General features: G+C 27.9%; 16 protein-coding genes and 2 riboswitches. Of the genes, 7 read left to right on the top strand and 9 right to left on the bottom strand.

Annotated elements, in window-relative coordinates; translation table 11 throughout:
- Positions 1 to 97: 97 nt before the first annotated feature.
- Positions 98 to 961: a 50S ribosomal protein L11 methyltransferase gene (locus NG901_RS04390; protein ID WP_252212531.1), complete on the bottom strand. Its 864-nt coding sequence runs from the start codon at positions 959 to 961 to the stop codon at positions 98 to 100.
- A 211-nt stretch (positions 962 to 1,172) separates the two neighbouring features.
- On the opposite strand from NG901_RS04390, the gene NG901_RS04385 reads away from it, so the two are divergent.
- Entirely contained in the window at positions 1,173 to 2,132 is a 960-nt protein-coding gene (locus NG901_RS04385) for a D-2-hydroxyacid dehydrogenase (RefSeq protein WP_252212530.1), read from the top strand.
- 364 nt (positions 2,133 to 2,496) lie between these two features.
- On the opposite strand, the gene NG901_RS04380 is transcribed toward NG901_RS04385, so the two are convergent.
- A complete protein-coding gene (locus tag NG901_RS04380) occupies positions 2,497 to 3,285 on the bottom strand; it encodes an HAD family hydrolase (RefSeq protein WP_252212529.1) in 789 nt (262 codons plus the stop codon).
- A 211-nt stretch (positions 3,286 to 3,496) separates the two neighbouring features.
- Between NG901_RS04380 and NG901_RS04375 the strand changes: the two genes are divergently transcribed.
- The 4 genes from NG901_RS04375 (at position 3,497) to ndk (ending at position 7,397) form a co-directional block, all read left to right on the top strand.
- Positions 3,497 to 4,234, top strand: coding sequence for a phosphatase (locus tag NG901_RS04375; RefSeq protein WP_252212528.1), 738 nt, complete (start codon positions 3,497 to 3,499; stop codon positions 4,232 to 4,234).
- 115 nt (positions 4,235 to 4,349) lie between these two features.
- A complete protein-coding gene (locus NG901_RS04370; protein WP_252212527.1) occupies positions 4,350 to 4,790 on the top strand; it encodes a GNAT family N-acetyltransferase in 441 nt (146 codons plus the stop codon).
- A gap of 258 nt (positions 4,791 to 5,048) precedes the next feature.
- A riboswitch (glycine riboswitch) is annotated at positions 5,049 to 5,132 on the top strand.
- Between the two features lie 2 nt (positions 5,133 to 5,134).
- Positions 5,135 to 5,219, top strand: a riboswitch (glycine riboswitch).
- Positions 5,220 to 5,291: 72 nt separating this feature from the next.
- A complete protein-coding gene (locus tag NG901_RS04365) occupies positions 5,292 to 6,719 on the top strand; it encodes an alanine/glycine:cation symporter family protein (protein WP_252212526.1) in 1,428 nt (475 codons plus the stop codon).
- Between the two features lie 258 nt (positions 6,720 to 6,977).
- A complete protein-coding gene (ndk, locus tag NG901_RS04360; RefSeq protein WP_003370585.1) occupies positions 6,978 to 7,397 on the top strand; it encodes a nucleoside-diphosphate kinase in 420 nt (139 codons plus the stop codon).
- A gap of 93 nt (positions 7,398 to 7,490) precedes the next feature.
- Here ndk and NG901_RS04355 read toward each other — a convergent pair whose 3' ends face one another.
- Genes NG901_RS04355 through NG901_RS04335 form a run of 5 tightly spaced genes read right to left on the bottom strand, consistent with a single transcriptional unit; the run spans position 7,491 to position 11,784 of the window.
- Positions 7,491 to 8,555 (bottom strand): ABC transporter substrate-binding protein, encoded by a 1,065-nt coding sequence (locus NG901_RS04355; protein WP_252212525.1) that lies wholly within the window; start codon positions 8,553 to 8,555, stop codon positions 7,491 to 7,493.
- Positions 8,542 to 9,342, bottom strand: coding sequence for an ABC transporter permease (locus tag NG901_RS04350; protein ID WP_252212524.1), 801 nt, complete (start codon positions 9,340 to 9,342; stop codon positions 8,542 to 8,544). The genes NG901_RS04355 and NG901_RS04350 overlap by 14 nt, the downstream gene beginning before the upstream one ends.
- The gene (locus tag NG901_RS04345) at positions 9,336 to 10,178 is read right to left on the bottom strand and encodes an ABC transporter permease (RefSeq protein WP_252212523.1); all 843 of its coding nucleotides are present in this window, start codon (positions 10,176 to 10,178) and stop codon (positions 9,336 to 9,338) included. The genes NG901_RS04350 and NG901_RS04345 overlap by 7 nt, the downstream gene beginning before the upstream one ends.
- The gene (gene potA, locus NG901_RS04340) at positions 10,171 to 11,223 is read right to left on the bottom strand and encodes a spermidine/putrescine ABC transporter ATP-binding protein (RefSeq protein WP_286673970.1); all 1,053 of its coding nucleotides are present in this window, start codon (positions 11,221 to 11,223) and stop codon (positions 10,171 to 10,173) included. Before potA ends, NG901_RS04345 begins: the two co-directional genes overlap by 8 nt.
- A gap of 21 nt (positions 11,224 to 11,244) precedes the next feature.
- Complete coding sequence (locus tag NG901_RS04335; RefSeq protein WP_252212522.1) at positions 11,245 to 11,784, bottom strand: helix-turn-helix domain-containing protein; 540 nt, start codon at positions 11,782 to 11,784, stop codon at positions 11,245 to 11,247.
- 368 nt (positions 11,785 to 12,152) lie between these two features.
- Between NG901_RS04335 and NG901_RS04330 the strand changes: the two genes are divergently transcribed.
- Positions 12,153 to 13,256 carry a GNAT family N-acetyltransferase gene (locus NG901_RS04330; protein WP_252212521.1) on the top strand — a complete coding sequence of 368 codons (1,104 nt, stop codon included), beginning with the start codon at positions 12,153 to 12,155 and terminating at the stop codon, positions 13,254 to 13,256.
- Between the two features lie 71 nt (positions 13,257 to 13,327).
- Positions 13,328 to 14,185: a hypothetical protein gene (locus NG901_RS04325; RefSeq protein ID WP_252212520.1), complete on the top strand. Its 858-nt coding sequence runs from the start codon at positions 13,328 to 13,330 to the stop codon at positions 14,183 to 14,185.
- 90 nt (positions 14,186 to 14,275) lie between these two features.
- Here NG901_RS04325 and NG901_RS04320 read toward each other — a convergent pair whose 3' ends face one another.
- Both NG901_RS04320 and NG901_RS04315 read right to left on the bottom strand, forming a co-directional pair.
- Positions 14,276 to 15,676 carry an alanine/glycine:cation symporter family protein gene (locus NG901_RS04320; protein ID WP_252212519.1) on the bottom strand — a complete coding sequence of 467 codons (1,401 nt, stop codon included), beginning with the start codon at positions 15,674 to 15,676 and terminating at the stop codon, positions 14,276 to 14,278.
- Positions 15,677 to 15,958: 282 nt separating this feature from the next.
- Complete coding sequence (locus NG901_RS04315; RefSeq protein ID WP_252212518.1) at positions 15,959 to 18,466, bottom strand: transglycosylase domain-containing protein; 2,508 nt, start codon at positions 18,464 to 18,466, stop codon at positions 15,959 to 15,961.
- Positions 18,467 to 18,525 lie beyond the last annotated feature (59 nt).

Below are 18,525 nucleotides of genomic sequence, written 5' to 3'. Positions count from 1 at the left end.
ATTTAACAATACTTATGTTAGTATACTTAAGCCCACCGCTCAGTCCACTTTATTTATAAATAATCAACAAGATATTAAAACATAGCCTATTAGAGAGTTATTTTCTATTAAATATTGCTGTACACCATTCGTTTGTTTGAATTTTATGTTCCATAATATATCCTTTAGCTTCAACTTTATCTTTAACAGAATCAAAACTCCATTCAACTAAGCCTGAAACTAAAAGCTTACCATTTTCTTTTATATGATCATTTATATAATCCATAAACATTTCAGTTTCTTCTCCACCTATATTTATGTATATCCAATGAAAAGTGCCATCTATAACTACTTCATTACTTAAAGCATCACCAACAAAAGTCTCAATATTAGTAATGTTATTTAAAGATGAGTTGAATTCTATTTCTTCATGTACATCTCTAATGTCTAAAGCACATACTCTTTTAGCATTTTTAACACTTGTAGCTAATGAAAGTATTCCAGAACCAGTACCTATATCTAATACATCTAATCCAGTGAAATCTTGTGATAAAATATATCTTAATATATCTTGAGTGGTTTCATGCATTCCAGTTCCAAAAGCACCTTGAGATATAAAATTTATTTTTTGTTTTTCAGGAAAATCTTCTTCCGGAGAAGCTATTACCCAAGTGTCATCTATATGTATAGCAGGAAAATGTGTTTCTTCATAATTATAATTTTCTTCAACCATATTGTCTGGCGTTAATTCAAGAATAGAATTAACTTTGTTTGTAAAGTCATTAAGAGCACATTCATCACCATCAAAAGCTACTTTGAAGTCGATAATAACATCATCTTTTTCTATAAATCCATATCCAAATTCATCTGTAGTTATTTCTAGTGGACTTTCGTAAAACACATTAAAAATATCATTGAATTGAAGTTTTTCAATAGAAGTGTCTACATTTTGATATGGTATTTTGTAAGTAATAATAAACATAAAAAATCTCCTTGTATTTGAATTTGTTGATATCTTTTAAGTTAATATTAACTTAAAAGATAATTTGTTTTACAAATTTGTATTCTTAGATAAAGTTTAACATTAAGGCATACATGATACAATACGGAAATTTAAAGTGAGAATAGTTTTAAATAATGTAGCTTATGATATAATAAAAATTAATTGAAGTATAGAGAGGGGTCTTATTTTTATGAAGCAAATAGTAGTACTTGATGGAAAAACATTAGGAAATGTAGATTTTTCAAAACTTAACGAATTTGGCAAGGTAACATATTATGATTTAACTTCAAGGAATGAAGTGGAAGAAAGAATAGAAAATGCCAATATAGTATTAACTAATAAAGTTGTATTAAATGAAAATAATTTAAAGAATGCTAAAAATTTAGAATTAATCTGTGAAATGGCAACTGGATTTAATAATATAGATATAAAGTATGCTAAAGAAAATAATATAGCAGTAACTAATGTAGCTGGATATTCTACAAATACAGTAGCACAACATACTTTTGCTATGGCACTTAATTTATATGATAAGATTTCATATTTTGATAATTATGTTAAGTCTAAAGAATATTCAAGATCTAATATCTTTACCAATGTAGATGAAGTTTATAAAGATATTGATGGTAAGGTATGGGGAATAATTGGACTTGGAGCTATTGGAAAAAGAGTTGCTAAAATTGCAGATGCATTTGGATGTAAAGTGGTTTACTATTCAACTTCAGGAAAGAACTCAAATTCAGAATATGACAGGGTGTCTTTTGAAGAATTATTAGAGAAAGCGGATGTAATATCTATACATGCTCCACTAAATGAAAATACAAAAGGATTAATGAATCATGAAGCATTTAAGAAAATGAAAGAATATAGCATACTAATTAATATGGGAAGAGGTCCAATAGTAGTGGATGCAGATTTAGCAAAGGCTATAGATGAAAACTTAATAGGTGGTGCAGGCTTAGATGTATTTGAAATAGAGCCAATTCCAGAAAACAATCCATTATTAAGTGTTAAAAATAAAGAAAAATTAGTTTTAAGCCCTCATATAGCATGGGCAAGTGAAGAAGCAAGAAATAGATTATTTAACGATTTATTAGAAAACATAAGAGTTTATAATAAGGGTAAAATGAAAAATAGAGTAGAGTGTTAATGTATGTATAAGCAAAGTGGACTGAGTAATTGAACTTAGGAATGCTAAAATGAGTATTGTCCCATTTTAGCTTGTTCCTAATATAAAATTAAGACAAGCAGTAAATGTGACAATACTCATTAAGGATTCTCAAAGTCCAATTACAATGCCAATTTGCCTATTACATATATTAACACATACTTTACAAGGTATCCATTTATTTTATATACAGAGAAAAATTACTTACATTTATTTTTAGAAACTGCATAAAGAACTACTTCGGTAGCTAAAAATGTTGTAAAAATTGCTATTTTCATAATGTAATTCCTTTTCTATTCAAGGAATTATTTAAGTTTCAATTTATGCATATATTAACACTTGGATATTATAGAACCACATGTTCCATTATAGCTCCTAATACACCGTAATCTTCATTGCTTTCTGCTATGTATTTTGCATGTTGTTTCATGTCTTCTGGAGCATTTTTCATAACAAAGCTAAAGTCAGCTTCATTTAACATTTCTATATCATTATAGTAATCTCCAAATGCCATTGTTTCTTCTTTTGAGATATTATCAGCTTCCATTATTTTTCTTAAAGCAGTACCTTTGTTTACTGTTTTATTCATTATATCAAGCCAGATTTCACCAGCTACAACCACGTTTAAATCATTTCCGAATAATGGATTTATAACTGGATTTGAATTTTTAATTGCGTGATCTAAATCACATACAGTAACTTTGATTATATCATCTTCAACTTTAGAGATATCTTCAACAACTTCATATTTCACATAATATTTTTGTATTTCTTTTAAGTATTCTTCAGAACAATTTTCTAAATAAGCACATTCTGCTCCGCATAATACTATAGTTGTATTTTCTATTTTTCTAGCTGTTTTTATTATATCTTGTACTAAATCTCTATCTATAACATCTTTAAATATTAATTCATTATTATCATATACTAATGCTCCGTTATCAGTAATATATGATAGTTTATTAGCTATTGGGCCAAAGTTTGTTTGTAATGTAGCATATGGTCTACCGCTAGCTATAACTAATTTAACATCTTTTTCTGTTATTAAATCTAAAACTTCTGTGAAGCTTTCTGGTAAATGTCCTTTTTCATCTAATAAAGTTCCATCCATATCTGTTGCGATTAATTTTATCATAAAGTCCTCCTTAAAGTGCTTGTACTTTTAATTTAATTAGTTACATCATATCATAAATATTAATACCTTTAAAGAAGTTAGATCATAACATAATTTGGTATAAAAATAAAATATTTAACATGTAAATGTTTAAAAAGTTTAATTTATATTTCAATTATGATAGTATGATAATAAATGGATAGAAAAACAATAGATGAAAAGAGGGATTTTGATGAAATATGCATTAGATGTACATACGCATACATTGGTTAGTGGTCATGCGTATTCTACTTTGATGGAGAATGCTAAAGCAGCTTCAGAAAAAGGAATAAAAGTTTTAGGTACAACGGAACATGGAGTAACAATGCCAAATTCTCCTCATATTTGGTATTTTCATAATTATAAAGTACTACCAAGAGAAATGTATGGAGTAACTATGCTTTATGGTGTAGAAGCTAATATAAGAGATTATGAAGGGAATTTAGACATGGATGACTATACACTAGATAAGGTAGATATAGTTATCGGTAGTATTCATCCACAACCAGAAGTATATAAGGTTGGAAGTAAGGAAGAAAATACAAATGCATTTATAAATGCAATAAAAGGTGGAAAAATTGATATAATAGGTCATATTGGAAACCCACAAGTGCCAATAGATTTTGAAAAAGTAGTAAAATGTGCTTTTGAAAATGATGTTTTAGTTGAAATAAATAATAGTTCTTTTACAACATCAAGAGTTGGAAGTAAAAAAAATTGCAAGGAAGTAGCTTTATTATGTAAAAAATATGGTGCTAAATTAGTTTTAAATAGTGATGCACATTTTTGTACTAAAATAGGGGAATTTACAGAAGCAATTGAAATACTGAAAGAAATAGATTTTCCAGAAGAGCTTATAATTAATAGTATTCCAGAAGAATTAATATTAAGACTAAAGAAAAAAGGAAAGTTAAGTGATTTAGAAATATAAATCGAATATATGTTTTAGCAAAATGTTGATATATACAATGCCATTTTGCTTGTTGTATATATCAACATTTTAAATATATTAATTCGTATAATTGGGAAAAAAAGGGGAAGTTTATATGGAAATATTGAGAATTAATGAGAGTGATATAGAAGAATGTGCAAAGATTTTTATAGAAGCATTCAATGAAGAACCATGGAATGATAATTGGACTATAGAAAGTGCATATAGAAGATTGCATGATATATATGAATCTCCTAATTTTATAGGGGTTAAGTATACTGAAAATAATGAAATTTTTGGAGCACTTTTTGGAAATTGCGAAGAGTGGTTTGAAGGAAGACAATTTAATATAAAAGAAGTATTTGTTTCAAAGAGAATTCAAGGAAAAAGCATTGGAAGTAAATTAATTAATAGTGCTGAAAGTAAAGTAAAGAAATTGGGTGTAGATTTTATGTTTTTATCAACTCAAAATAATAATTTAAAGAATTTTTATTTAAAACATGATTTTAAAGAAACTAATTCTTTGTGCATAATGTCAAAAAAAATTCAAAATTAAACTAAAATTTTTTGTAAGATAGGAAAATGTGAAATTGGATATTTTCCTATCTTATTTTATAATTAATTATTAGAAATGGTAAACTTTATTTTGAATCAGAATGATAATGTTCGTATTATTATAAAATAAAAATTAAATAATAAAAAAAATAGCACTAAATATATTAAATGTATATTATATATATTAAAAAGTTAAAAAATACTTGCATTAATTTAAAAATGAATATATAATTAAGTAACAAATTTATAGAACGTTCGGATGAAGGTAGTGGGAGAGTTATTATTATTTATAATAATACACCGAAGAGGGAAATCTTTCAGGTATTAGGACCGCTACTGGACGAGCCTCTGGAGAGACTCATAGTTATATGAGCACCGAAGGAGCAAGGCAAATTTTATTTGCTGAAACTCTCAGGTAAAAGGACAGGGGATAGGATTATTAAACTCATTTTGAGTTAATTCTTATTCTCCTCCATAATCAAAAATTAAGGGGGATTTTTTTATGTTATTATCAAATTTCTTATTATCAACAGCTGGAGTTCAAAGTTTTTTTGAAAAAATAGACAGCATTATCTGGGGACCACCATTACTAATTCTTTTAGTTGGAACAGGTCTATACCTAACTTTTCGTCTTAAATTACTTCAAGTATTCAAATTACCTATGGCTTTAAAATTTGTTTTTGGAAAAGATGAAGAAGCTAAAGATGAAGATGCACAAGGAGATGTATCTAGTTTCGCAGCTTTATGTACAGCTTTATCAGCTACTATAGGAACAGGAAATATAGTTGGAGTTGCTACAGCAATAAAAGCTGGAGGACCTGGAGCATTGCTTTGGATGTGGATAGCAGCATTTTTGGGAATGGCAACAAAGTATGCAGAAGGTTTACTTGCTATAAAATATAGAGAAGTAGATGAAAATGGAGAAATGTGTGGAGGACCAATGTATTATATACAAAATGGTCTTGGATTAAAGTGGCTTGCAAAATTATTTGCATTCTTTGGTGTTGGAGTTGCATTTTTTGGAATTGGAACTTTTGGTCAAGTAAATTCAATAGCAGCAGCAGCAGCTAATTTCAATATACCGTTAATTGTAACAGCAGTAATTGTAACAGCGTTAGTAGCATTAGTAACTTTAGGTGGAATAAAGAGAATATCTAAAGTTTCAGAAACTCTTGTGCCATTTATGGCTGTAGCATATATAATTGGAGCACTATTAGTTCTTGCATTTAATTATACAGCTGTTCCTAGTGCAATAAGATTAATATTTGAAAGTGCTTTTAATACACAAGCTATAGGCGGTGGCGTTTTAGGTATTACAGTTACAATGGCTATAAGAAATGGTATAGCCAGAGGTGTATTCTCTAATGAATCAGGCCTTGGTAGTGCACCAATAGCAGCAGCAGCAGCAAAGACAAATTCACCAGCTAAACAAGGATTAATATCAATGACAGGTACTTTTTTTGATACAATAATTGTTTGTACAATGACAGGTCTTGCAATAGTAATAACAAGTGGATCTACTGGGATATTTGAAGTTGGTGCAACAATAGAAGGGGCTGGTCTTACATCAGCAGCATTTGAAATAGGATTACCAATTGCAATTTTAGGAAAATATATTGTTAACATAGGATTAATATTCTTTGCATTTACAACTATTCTTGGATGGAATTATTATGGTGAAAAATGTATTCAATATTTATTTGGTATTAAATCAATTATGCCATATAGAATAGTTTATATAATATTAGTTGCTATAGGACCATTCTTACCATTGGAACTAATATTTATAATAGCAGATATAGTTAATGGTTGTATGGCGTTCCCTAATTTAATAGCATTAATAGGTCTTAGAAAAGTTGTAATTAAAGAGACTGAAAAATTCTTTGAAGAAATTAAAGCAAAAGATTCAATTGAAGAAGTAGTAGCTTAATATAGTTTTAATGTTTAAAGGAGTTATCTGAAAGATAGCTCCTTTGTTTTATATAAATATTAAATGAGAAAGATATCTAAACTCACCTCTTGAACTCTACCAGAAATTTTTATAGAATACCTTTTCATAAACACACTCCCTTATGTTATAATATGTTATAGTATATTATAACATAAGGTATGTAAACCTTGTGAAAAGGTATATAATAATTATTATAATGCATATAATAATTATGTAGCATAAAAGGAGGGTATCAATATGAGTGAAAAAACTATGGTCTTAATCAAACCAGATGGAGTAAAAAGAAATATAATAGGTAATATTATTAGTTGCTATGAAGCTAATGGCTTAAAAGTCGTTGAAATAAAAATGATGAAAGCAACAAGAGAGATAGCAGAACAACATTATTCACAACATAAGGGAAAAAACTTTTATGAAGAATTAATAGAATTTATAACTGGAAGTCCATTATGTGCTATGATTTTAACTGGAGAAGATGCAATAAATAAGGTTAGAAAAATAAATGGGGCAACAAGTCCTGATGATGCTGAAGAAGGAACTATAAGACATAGATATGCTAGAAGCAAGACTGAAAACTGTGTTCATGCATCAGATAATGCAGAGAGTGCAGAATCAGAATTAAAATTGTGGTTTCCAGAAGTTAATTTAGGTATATAAAAATAAACTAGCATACTAACTAGTTATTTATTTGAACGTGCCTTATAATAAAGAAATCCTTAGATAAAGTAAAATTTATCTAAGGATTTTTTATTATTTAGCTGTTTTGATTTTCATCCAAGCATCATCATATAATTTTAATGAATCACCTAAATCAGTAAAAATTTCACATTTATCTAGAACTTCTTTTGATGGATAAATGCCTTTGTCATCTTTAACAGGATCTTCTAACATATCATAAGCACCTTTATTAGGTGTTGAATATCCTATGTAATCAACATTTTGTTTTGCATTTTCAGGATCGCATAGAAAGTTGATTAATTTTTCAGCATTTTCTTTATTTGGAGCACTTTTGGGAACAACCATACCATCAAACCATTTATTAGCTCCTTCTTCAGGAATAACGTACTCTAATTTAGGATTCTCTGATCTTATATAAGCAGCATCTCCAGACCAAACAGTTGCCATAATAGCCTCTTCACTTATCATTTTATCTTTAACTTCATCTACATAATAAAGTGGTGAAATTGATTGCTTTTGTTTCACTAACTCTTCAGTAGCAGCATTTATTTCATCAGGATTTCTACTGTTTATAGAATATCCAAGTTTCTTTAATCCAATAGCAAGAGTATCTCTCATTGAATCAAACATTATTATTTGTTTATTATTATATTTTTCATTCCATAATATATCCCAACTATTAACAGGTTCTGTAACTAAATCAGGGTTATATATTATTCCTATAGTACCCCACATATAAGGAACAGAGCATTTGTTATTTGGATCATAAGATAAATTTTTATAGCGATCATCTATATACTTATAATTTGGTATGTTATTAAAATCTAATTCTTCAATCATATCTTCTTTTGTCATTTTTTCAATCATATAATCAGAAGGTATTACTAGATCGTAACTACCTGGGCTGCTTTTTAATTTTTGATACATTATTTCGTTTGTATCATAAGTGGAGTATTCAACTTTAATACCAGTTTCATCTTGAAATTTAGCTAATAAATCTTCATCAATATAATCACCACAATTATAAAAATAAACTGTACCATTTTGTCCTACATTTTTATCAGAACATCCAGAAAAAAGACTTATAGTCAATAAACTTGTTAATGCTAAAGCACTGAATATTTTAAATTTTTTCAAATTGTTCACCCCTTGTAAGATTTTGCTTCTTATTTACTATTATTAATAAAGTCAAAACAGTCAAGAACATTAATGTTGAAAGAGCATTAATTTCTGGCTTAATGCCTCTTCTAGCCATAGAATAAATTTCTATAGATAAATTAGTAACTCCAGGACCTGTTGTAAAGAAACTTATAACAAAATCATCTATTGACATTGTAAAGGCCATAAGAAATCCTGAAATTATACCAGGCTTTATTTGAGGTAGTATAACTTTTCTAATAGCATATAGTGGAGTAGCACCTAAATCTTCCGCAGCTTCTACAGTATTTTCAGGTAACTGTTTTAATTTTGGAAGAACTGAAAGAATTACATAAGGAAGATCAAATGTAATATGCGCTAATAACATAGTAATAAATCCAAATTTTAAATTAATAAATATAAACATAGACATAAGTGCAATACCTGTAACTATATCTGGGTTTAAAACAGGTAAATAATTAACATTTAAAATAAGAGACTTTTTTTTGCCTTTAATTTTATGTATACCAATTGCACTTATTGTACCAACTATAGTGGCTATAATTGAGGCTATAACAGCAATTAATAAAGTATAATAAAGTGCAGACATAAGTCTTTCATTACCAAATAATTCCTTATACCATTTAAGTGTAAAGCCAGTCCATCTTCCCATGGTTTTTGATTTATTAAATGAAAATACCATCAAAGTGATGATAGGAGTATATAAGAATAAAAATATAATAACTAAATAGGATTTTTTAATAAAATTCTCTAATCTACTTACCATAATTGTCCACCACCTTCTTTGCTGTCATCATTTTCGAATCTAGAAGTAATACCCATAAATATTAATATAATTATCATCATTAATATTGAAATGGCAGATCCAAAATTCCAATCACCCATGGTTGTAAATTGTTGCTCAATGACGTTTCCAATCAACATATATTGACCTCCACCTAATAATCTTGAGATTACAAAGGTAGAAACAGCAGGCATAAATACCATAGTGACCCCAGAAATTATTCCAGGCATGCTAAGTGGTAACACAACTTTTGTAAAAACTTTAAATCTATTTGCACCTAAATCATGTGCAGCATTTATTAAATCCTGATCCATCTTTATTAATATTGTATAAATAGGAAGAACCATAAATGGTAAGAAGTTATAAATCATTCCTAGTAAAACAGCACCATCATTATAAAGAAAAGAAATAGGTCCTATACCTAGTTTACTAAGCAAAAGATTTATTAAACCTGTTTTTCCTAAGATAGGTACCCAAGCATAAGTTCTTAATAAAAAATTCATCCACATGGGCAAAATAAATAACATTATTAAAAAATTTCTTTTATCTAAATTTATTTTTGAAATTATATATGAAACAGGGTATCCAATAATTAAACAAGCTATAGTTGATTCAAAGGCCAATATTATAGACTGTTTAAATATATATAAGTATTGAGAATTAAATAAATTATTATAATTTTCCAAAGAAAATGAATAACCTGAGTTGTTTTTTGTAGTAAAGCTAAAAAATAAAACTATAATTAAAGGAACAACTATAAATAGTGCACTCCATACAAAATAAGGATATGCTAAGATTGAAGTATTTTTTTTACGCATTGTCATCACTCTTTTTCATAATATGTATATCTTCAGGATGTATGTCTAATCCAATTTCATTATCAACATCTACAGATTTTGTGTTGTGAAGAATGAATGTAAAATCATCTACGTCCACTTGCATTTCATAATGAACTCCTTTGAACATTATAGATTTTACAATACCTTTAAGCATTCCTTTTTCAGCTTCAACTATTTTTATATCTTCAGGTCTTATTACTACATCAATACTTTCTATTTTTTCAAAACCTTTGTCAACGCAGTCAAATCTCTTGTTGCAAAATTCAACTTTAAAATCATCAATCATGATTCCGGTTAAGATATTACTTTCACCAATGAAATCTGCAACAAAAGCATTAGCAGGTTCGTTATAAATATCCTCAGGACTGCCCATTTGTTGAATAACACCTTTATTCATAACAATTATAGTATCAGACATAGTTAAGGCCTCTTCTTGATCATGAGTTACGAAGATAAATGTAATACCAACTTCTTGTTGTATTTTCTTTAATTCTATTTGCATTTCTTTTCTCAGTTTTAAATCCAATGCACCTAAAGGTTCATCAAGAAGTAATACTTCAGGTTTGTTAACTAAAGCTCTTGCTATTGCAACTCTTTGTTGTTGTCCACCACTTAATGAAGTAATACTTCTTTTTTCAAATCCTTTTAATGCAACAAGCTCAAGGATCTCTTTAACACTTTTTCTTATTTGATCTTTAGGGAGTTTTTTTAATTTAAGCCCAAAAGCGATATTTTCGTATACATTCATATGAGGAAATAATGCATACTTTTGGAATACGGTATTTACTTGTCTTTTGTAAGGTGGAAGATTAGATATATCTTCATTTTTAAATAAGACTTCTCCAGTATCCGCTGTTTCAAAACCAGCAATTATTTTTAGGGTAGTTGTTTTACCACAACCGCTAGGTCCTAATAATGTTAAAAATTCATTTTTTCTAATAGTCAAAGATAAATTATCTAATATTTTTTGTTCACCGTAAGATTTACTTATGTTATTTAATTTAATTATATTATCGCTCACCAAAAAAGCACCTCTCTCTAAAATTTAAAATGATGGTGGAGTACTTATCCAAATAACTTTTGCTGGTGTTCTACCAGCGTTAGAAATATAATGATTAACCTTTGGTTTAAAGTAAAAGCTTTCATTCTTTTTAACTTTTAGTTTTCTTTTTCCCAAATGTAGATAAATACTTCCAGATAATACATAGCCAAATTCTTCACCGTCATGTGGTTCTTCCTCAATATATTGTCCACCTGGCTCAATAGCAATCATAATTGGTTCCATAGCATTCTTTTGAGCATTAGGGACTAGCCACATTAACGAATATTTTAACTCTTCATCATCTGTTTTAAACATATCATCATTGCTAAATATAACTTGTTCTTCTTTTGTTTCACTAAAAAACTCATTTAAATTCGTTCCTAAAATTTCTAATATGTCCATTAAAGTAGCAATTGAGGGAGAAGTTAAATCATTTTCAAGTTGAGATATAAATCCCTTAGATAACTCACACCTATTTGCCAATTCTTCCTGGGTTAATTGTTTTTCCATTCTTAATACACGAATCTTTTCTCCAATTTGCACAATATACACCTACCGTCGAATATATAATATACTCACTTTTACTAAACCTTAAGTTTAAAATTACTAAACAAACAATGATATTATATAAATTTTAGAGGTAAAAATCAACATTTTTTTAGTAAAAAAAGAAAATATTTATTCTTTTAACCATTTATTTTACTTATTATTAAAGAATGTGTTTAGTATTATGTAAATTTAAGTATACATATACTAAGGTGTAGAAAAAAATTTTTACTTTTTTATATAAAAATTAAAAAATAAAAATTATATAAATGATTTTAACATTTATTTGAATTATAAATATTGATAAAAAGAAGAAAATGTGAGATATTTAAAATAATATAATAAAGAAATTATTAGGTGATTTTATGCAAACAGAATATCAACTGTATAGAAGAAATGGTAAATTAGTATATATAAAGCAACCTGAATATGAAGAATTAGCTTTTACATCAAAATTATGGGATGATGAAGAAACAATGAAGGATATTGGGGGAGTATATAAATTTACGGAAAGTAAGTGGGAGAGTTTTTATAAAAAAATGGTATCTCCAACGGATGGAAGAAATTTTTATTGCCTTATATATACAGTTGAAGATGAACCTATTGGAGAAGTAAGTTTTCATGGATATGACCCTACAACAAAAATAGCTCGATCTAATATAAAAATTCATCATAAATATAGAAATATGGGATTTGGTGAAGAAGCTATGAGATTGATGCTTGAGTATTACTTCTTTGATTTTGCTGGAGAAATGATATTAGATAAAGTAGGAAATGAATATGCACGATCATTTGCAAATAAATTAGGTTTTCAAGAAAGTGGAACTTATCAAAAGGAAACAACATTTAAACTTGCTAAAAGTAATTTTTTTTATTTTAAAGATTTGAATGTAAAAAATGTTTCATTTATTGTATATGAAAATATAAATATAGCAAATTATACTTTAATTTGGGATATATTTAATGAAGTAAATATATTATCAAATAAGAAAATGTTTAATTTTGAAGTAATATCATTAACTGATAGGACTAATTACAGTAATAATTTAAAGTTGGAGTTAAATTCATCAAATTTTAGCATTTCAGATTCAAATATTATAATTTTACCAGATTCAATAAGTATAGAAAATATAATTCAAAATGAAAATATTATAAAAAGTATAGCAGAAGTATATAATCAATGTAATTATATATGCGCTATAGGGAATTCAATAGTAATATTAGAACAAATAAAATCTTTAACGGGTATGTCTATTCCTCATATTGAAAATTTAAATAAGTTAATAAAATCTGAAAATTTAAATAAGATGAAGATAGTTAATAAAAATTTTGTGGATAATGGAAAAGTAATGATTTCATCTAATCTAATGGGGACTATAGAAATGATTTTAGCCATAATATTTAAAGTTGTAGGAAAAGATTTAGTAAAGCAAATAGAGGATAAATTGGGAATCAAGTATATATATTAAAGTAGAAGTTTGATTAAATTTTACTAATATTGTACAATTATAAAAAAGCTTATTATAAAGGATTGATGTAAATGAGCTCTAAAAAAACTAAGATGATTAGTGTAATTGTTTTGGCGATTCTTAGTATAACTGTAATATTTGTAATGCATAAATTTATAGGAAGTGGATCTAAAGATATTAAATCTGCTAAAAGTTTTATAGAGAGATTACATGCAATAAATGCAATTGATGATGATGAGGATTTAAAAAATATAAAATATAAACGAGTAAAAACACTAGGCAATAAGAATAAGTTAATCTATAAAACTATAACAGCTAATTCCTTTGGAATAGATTTAGATAAAAATTATAATGTTATAGGTTTTGCTAATAAAGATATTAAAAAGGATAAATATGAAATATCATATTATGAAGCTAAAGAAAAGTCAAAAAAATATCTAGAGAATATATGCACTGAAGAGTTAACTTTTAGGGGAATAAAAAATGAAAAAGATACAGACAAGCTTCCTTATTATTCTTTTGTATATTTGAAATGTAAAAATGGTTATCCAATATATTCTGATGAAATAATAATATGCATAAATAAGTCTAATGGTTTGTTAGAAAATTACACTAATTCGTCAATTCAAAAAGAATGTAAAGATTTTGTAATAAATATATCGCAAGAAGAAGCAGAAAAAGAAGCATTAAATTTATTTGATAAATTAAATGACAATGGGGAAGTTGTTTATCCAACTGAACTAGCTTATGCTGAAAGAAAAGCAAAATGTGAAAAAAATTTAAGTTCTGAACTTTGTTATGTTGTTACAGTAAAAGGCAAAGATAAAAATGATGCAGAATTTACGAACAAATTTTTTATAACTACAGAATCTAAAGAAGTGATTAATGATATAAAATATGGAACAGAAAATTCAGTAGTGACTGATTAAATAAGAAGTATTCATTTGAAACAAGAGCAAATAAAAAATGTAATGATTAATTAATCATTACATTTTTTTATGTCTATATTCTAATTAAAGCTATTCCCATTCATCAACATTTGTTAATTCAGGTATAGATGAAGCCTTAAATACAGGTTCTTTTATTCCTGCTTTCTTTTGAGCTTTATAATCAGCTAATGCTTTAAATGCAAATTTACTAAGTAAAGTAATTGCAATCAAGTTTATTATAGCCATAAAACCCATAAATGTATCTGCTAAGTTCCAAACTATATTTAAATTAGCTATAGAACCAAAGAATACCATAGAAGCAACTGCTATTCTATAAATAATTAAATATATCTTTTTTTTGTTTAAAAATTCAATATTAGATTCTCCATAGTAGTAGTTACCAACTATAGAGCTAAATGCAAATAATAATATACAGATAGCTACAAATATACTTCCAAAGCCTCCTATTTGATAAGTTAAAGCATTTTGTGTTAATTGAATACCTGTTAACCCACCAGATAAATCTATATCTGAAAGTAATATTATAAAAGCAGTGCAACTACAAATAATTATTGTATCTGTGAAAACTCCAAGAGTTTGAATTAAACCTTGTTTAACTGGATGAGTTACATCAGCAGTTGCAGCGGCATTTGGAGCACTACCCATACCAGCTTCATTAGAGAATAAACCTCTCTTTATTCCAATAAGCATAGTTCCACCTAAAGTTCCTCCGATAGCTTGATTTAAACCAAAAGCATTTTCAATAATTAATGCAAACACTCTAGGGATATGATTGAAATTCTTAAATACTACAAATAATGATACAAATATATAAGCAACTGCCATTATAGGAACAATTATTTCAGATACTTTAGCAACTCTATGAACTCCACCAAAAATAACTACTAAAGTTAAAACAGTCAAGATAATTCCTACAGTAATTTGATTCACTCCAAAAGCTTCATTCATAGCTAGAGAAATAGTATTAGATTGAACAGAGTTGAATACTAGTCCAAAAGAGACTGTTATTAATATTGAGAATAAAACGCCCATCCATTTTTTATTTAGACCTTTTTCAATATAATAAGCAGGACCACCTCTAAAGTGACCATTTTTATCTTTAATTTTGTATATTTGAGCTAAAGTAGATTCAACAAAGCTTGAACCAGCTCCTATTAAAGCTATAACCCACATCCAAAATATTGCACCAGGTCCACCTATAGATATAGCGATGGCAATACCAGCTAGATTACCGGTTCCGACTCTTGATGCTGTACTTATACAAAAGGCTTGGAATGATGATACACTTCCTTTTTTTCGTTCCGATGTAACACCATCACCTAATAACCTAAACATTTCTTTTATAAATCTAAATTGAACAAATTTAGTTTTATAAGAAAAGTAAAGACCTAAAATTATTAATAAAGCTATAAGTATATATGTATACAAAAAATCATTGAATTTTACAAGTAAATTATTTAAAATATCCAAATTTATGCCTCCTACATTAGAAAAAAATATGTCGATAAATATAATTTTATATTGTAAAAGTAAAAAATGCAAGAACAAAGAGCAAAAAATGCAAAATTAATATATTGATATTATGGAAAATATTAATTTTAGTAGGGTTTGTAAACGCTGAGATTACATAAAAAATAGAAAATGCAGGGATTGGTTATCGTTTATTCATTTTGCAATAAAAACATTTAAATTTCTATTTATTTTAATAAGAAAAAGCGATACATTAAGAATTTAATGTATCGCTTTTTGAAGTTAATTTGGTTTTAATACAGAATTATTTTGAGCAGTCTCAGGAGGTACAGTAGGATTTTCCTGAGCAGATTCATTATTATTTGGTATTTCTACTTCATTTTCCTCATTTATATTTGGAGGAGAAAGTTCAGGGGTAGGTTGTTGTTCGATATAATTATCTTGTGAATATGGAAGTACGTATATATAATCCCTAGTTAATGGGTTAGGATATTTTTTGCTTACAAAAACTCTTTCTTGAGTTAACAATGTAGGGGTATTAGCACCTGCTAATTTATTATTAAGTCTATTTATACGTCCACTAATATGAGTATTACATGTTTCATGTGGTTCGGTTCCTTCGATAAATAATTCTTCTGTAATTCTATTTCCTCTAGGATCACTGCTACATAAATTTGATGGTAGCTTACCTGAATCTTTACATACAGCAACATGAACAATTCCTTTAGGTTCTTCTAAATCTTTAACTTCAAGTCCTTTATGTGCTTTAGCCATTATTTTTCCCCATAAATTAGCACATACTGTTCCAGATCCTCCGAAGACAGTTTTAGGGTTATCATAGCCAACCCAAACTGATCCAGATAGATAAGGAGAAAGGCCTGCAAACCATAAGTCTTTAGCATCTGTAGTAGTACCAGTCTTACCAGCAACAGGCATATCACCCCATTTAGCGGGAGCGCCACCATAAAAGTTAACAGGTCCTTTCAGTAAGTCATACATTATATATGCTGTTTGTGGTGAAAATACTTGTTTTTCTTTAGGTTTTCCGTCTAATATGGTATTACCTTTGGCATCAATTACCTTTGTATAAAGCAAAGGTTCCACGTACATACCATTATTACCAAAGCTTCCGAATGCAGCAGCTAATTTATAAGTATTACCACCATCTCTATCATTAGGATTATTGTTATATTGACCCAATGCAACAGTAGCTATAGAAGTTTTAGATGCGCTGTTAAATACAAGACCTAAATTTTCTCCATAAGATATTCCTGTTTTTAAACCAATAGTGTCTGCTGTTATAACAGAAGCAGTGTTTTTAGAATACATTATTCCTTCACGCGGAGATATAAGACCTAAGTATTCATCAGGTGAATTTCTAAGGATATTAGGTGGAGCATATGCAGGATATTTTTTTGTTAATTCTGGTGATAATGGAGCATCATCTATTGATGTTGCAGCAGTTATTATCTTTTGATCTATACCAGGCCCGTATACAGTAAGTGGCTTAGTAGTAGAACCTATTGATCTTAAATCATTATATGCTCTATTATTTGATTGAGGAAGTTGTTTACCTCTTCCGCCAACCATAGCAAGAACTTTACCATGTTTATAGTCTGTTATTGTTGCTGAAGCTTGTAATAATGGAACTTTATTTTCATCATAAGCTTCTGAATTTCCAACATTTAAATTACGATAATTGTCTAAAGTTTTTTGTGTAAAATCCTGTAACTTCCTATCCATAGTAGTATAGATTTTCAGACCACCATTAACCATTAACTTAGATACTTCTTCATCTGTATATTTATATTTTTCTTTTAAGTCTCTCTTAACTTGAGACACAGCAGGATAAACAAACCATTCATAATTTAAGCGAAAATCTTTTTTACTTGATTTAAATACTAGTTTGCCATCATTAATGTCTTGAACACCTTGATTATATTCACTTTGTGAAATATAACCTAATTCATTCATTTTAGCTAAAACAGTTAGAGTTCTATTAATATATCTGGATGGATCTTTTTGGCTATTTTCATTATAAGCACTGTAATAACTAGGGGCTTGGGTTATACCTGCTAAGTAAGCACATTCAATTAAACTTAAATCTGATGTACTTTTACTAAAGTATAATAATGAAGCAGCCTCAACACCATATACTTGACCGCCAAGAGGTATTGTATTTAAATATGCAGTAATTATTTGATCTTTACTTAACTGATCCTCAAGATCTAGAGATAAGTAAATTTCTTTTACTTTTCTTTTTACAGATACTTCATTAGTAAGAACTGTGTTTTTGATAAGTTGTTGAGTTATGGTAGAAGCACCATGTAGTCCTTTTTGCCCAGTTAAAATTTTCTTTACATCTGTTAAAGCAGCACCTAATATTCTTTGAACATCTATTCCTCTATGTTTAAAAAAACGTTCATCTTCAATTGATATAAAGGCATTTTTAAGATTATCTGGGATTTTGTCAGAAGTTATTACATATCGTTCTTCATCTGTATGTAAATTATCCATAAATTCTTCGCTGCTATCATATAAACTTGAAGGCTGATTCAATGATAAAACATCTTCAACATTTAATGGAGGGGTAGTTTTTATAATTGCAAGTAAGTATCCTGCACCTATGACAGATAACATTAATATCAAAGTCAAAAAACCAATACCTGTTCTTTTTAAGATAGTAGAGGCGGTTAATTTATTTTTTTTCTTTTTCTTTTTTTTTCTTTTATTATTACTGTTTTTATTAGTACTTTTTTTTGTTTTATTTGGAGTTTTTTCAGTCGACATTCTATCCTCCTAAAATTACGTTAATGATTAAATAATATTCTTTATTATTATAGCATACT

The organism is Clostridium sp. CMCC3677, from assembly GCF_023845585.1.
Taxonomy (GTDB): Bacteria; Bacillota; Clostridia; order Clostridiales; family Clostridiaceae; genus Clostridium; species Clostridium aquiflavi.
The sequence above is the reverse complement of the archived record's forward strand: the minus strand, read 5'-3'. Positions and strand labels throughout refer to the sequence as shown.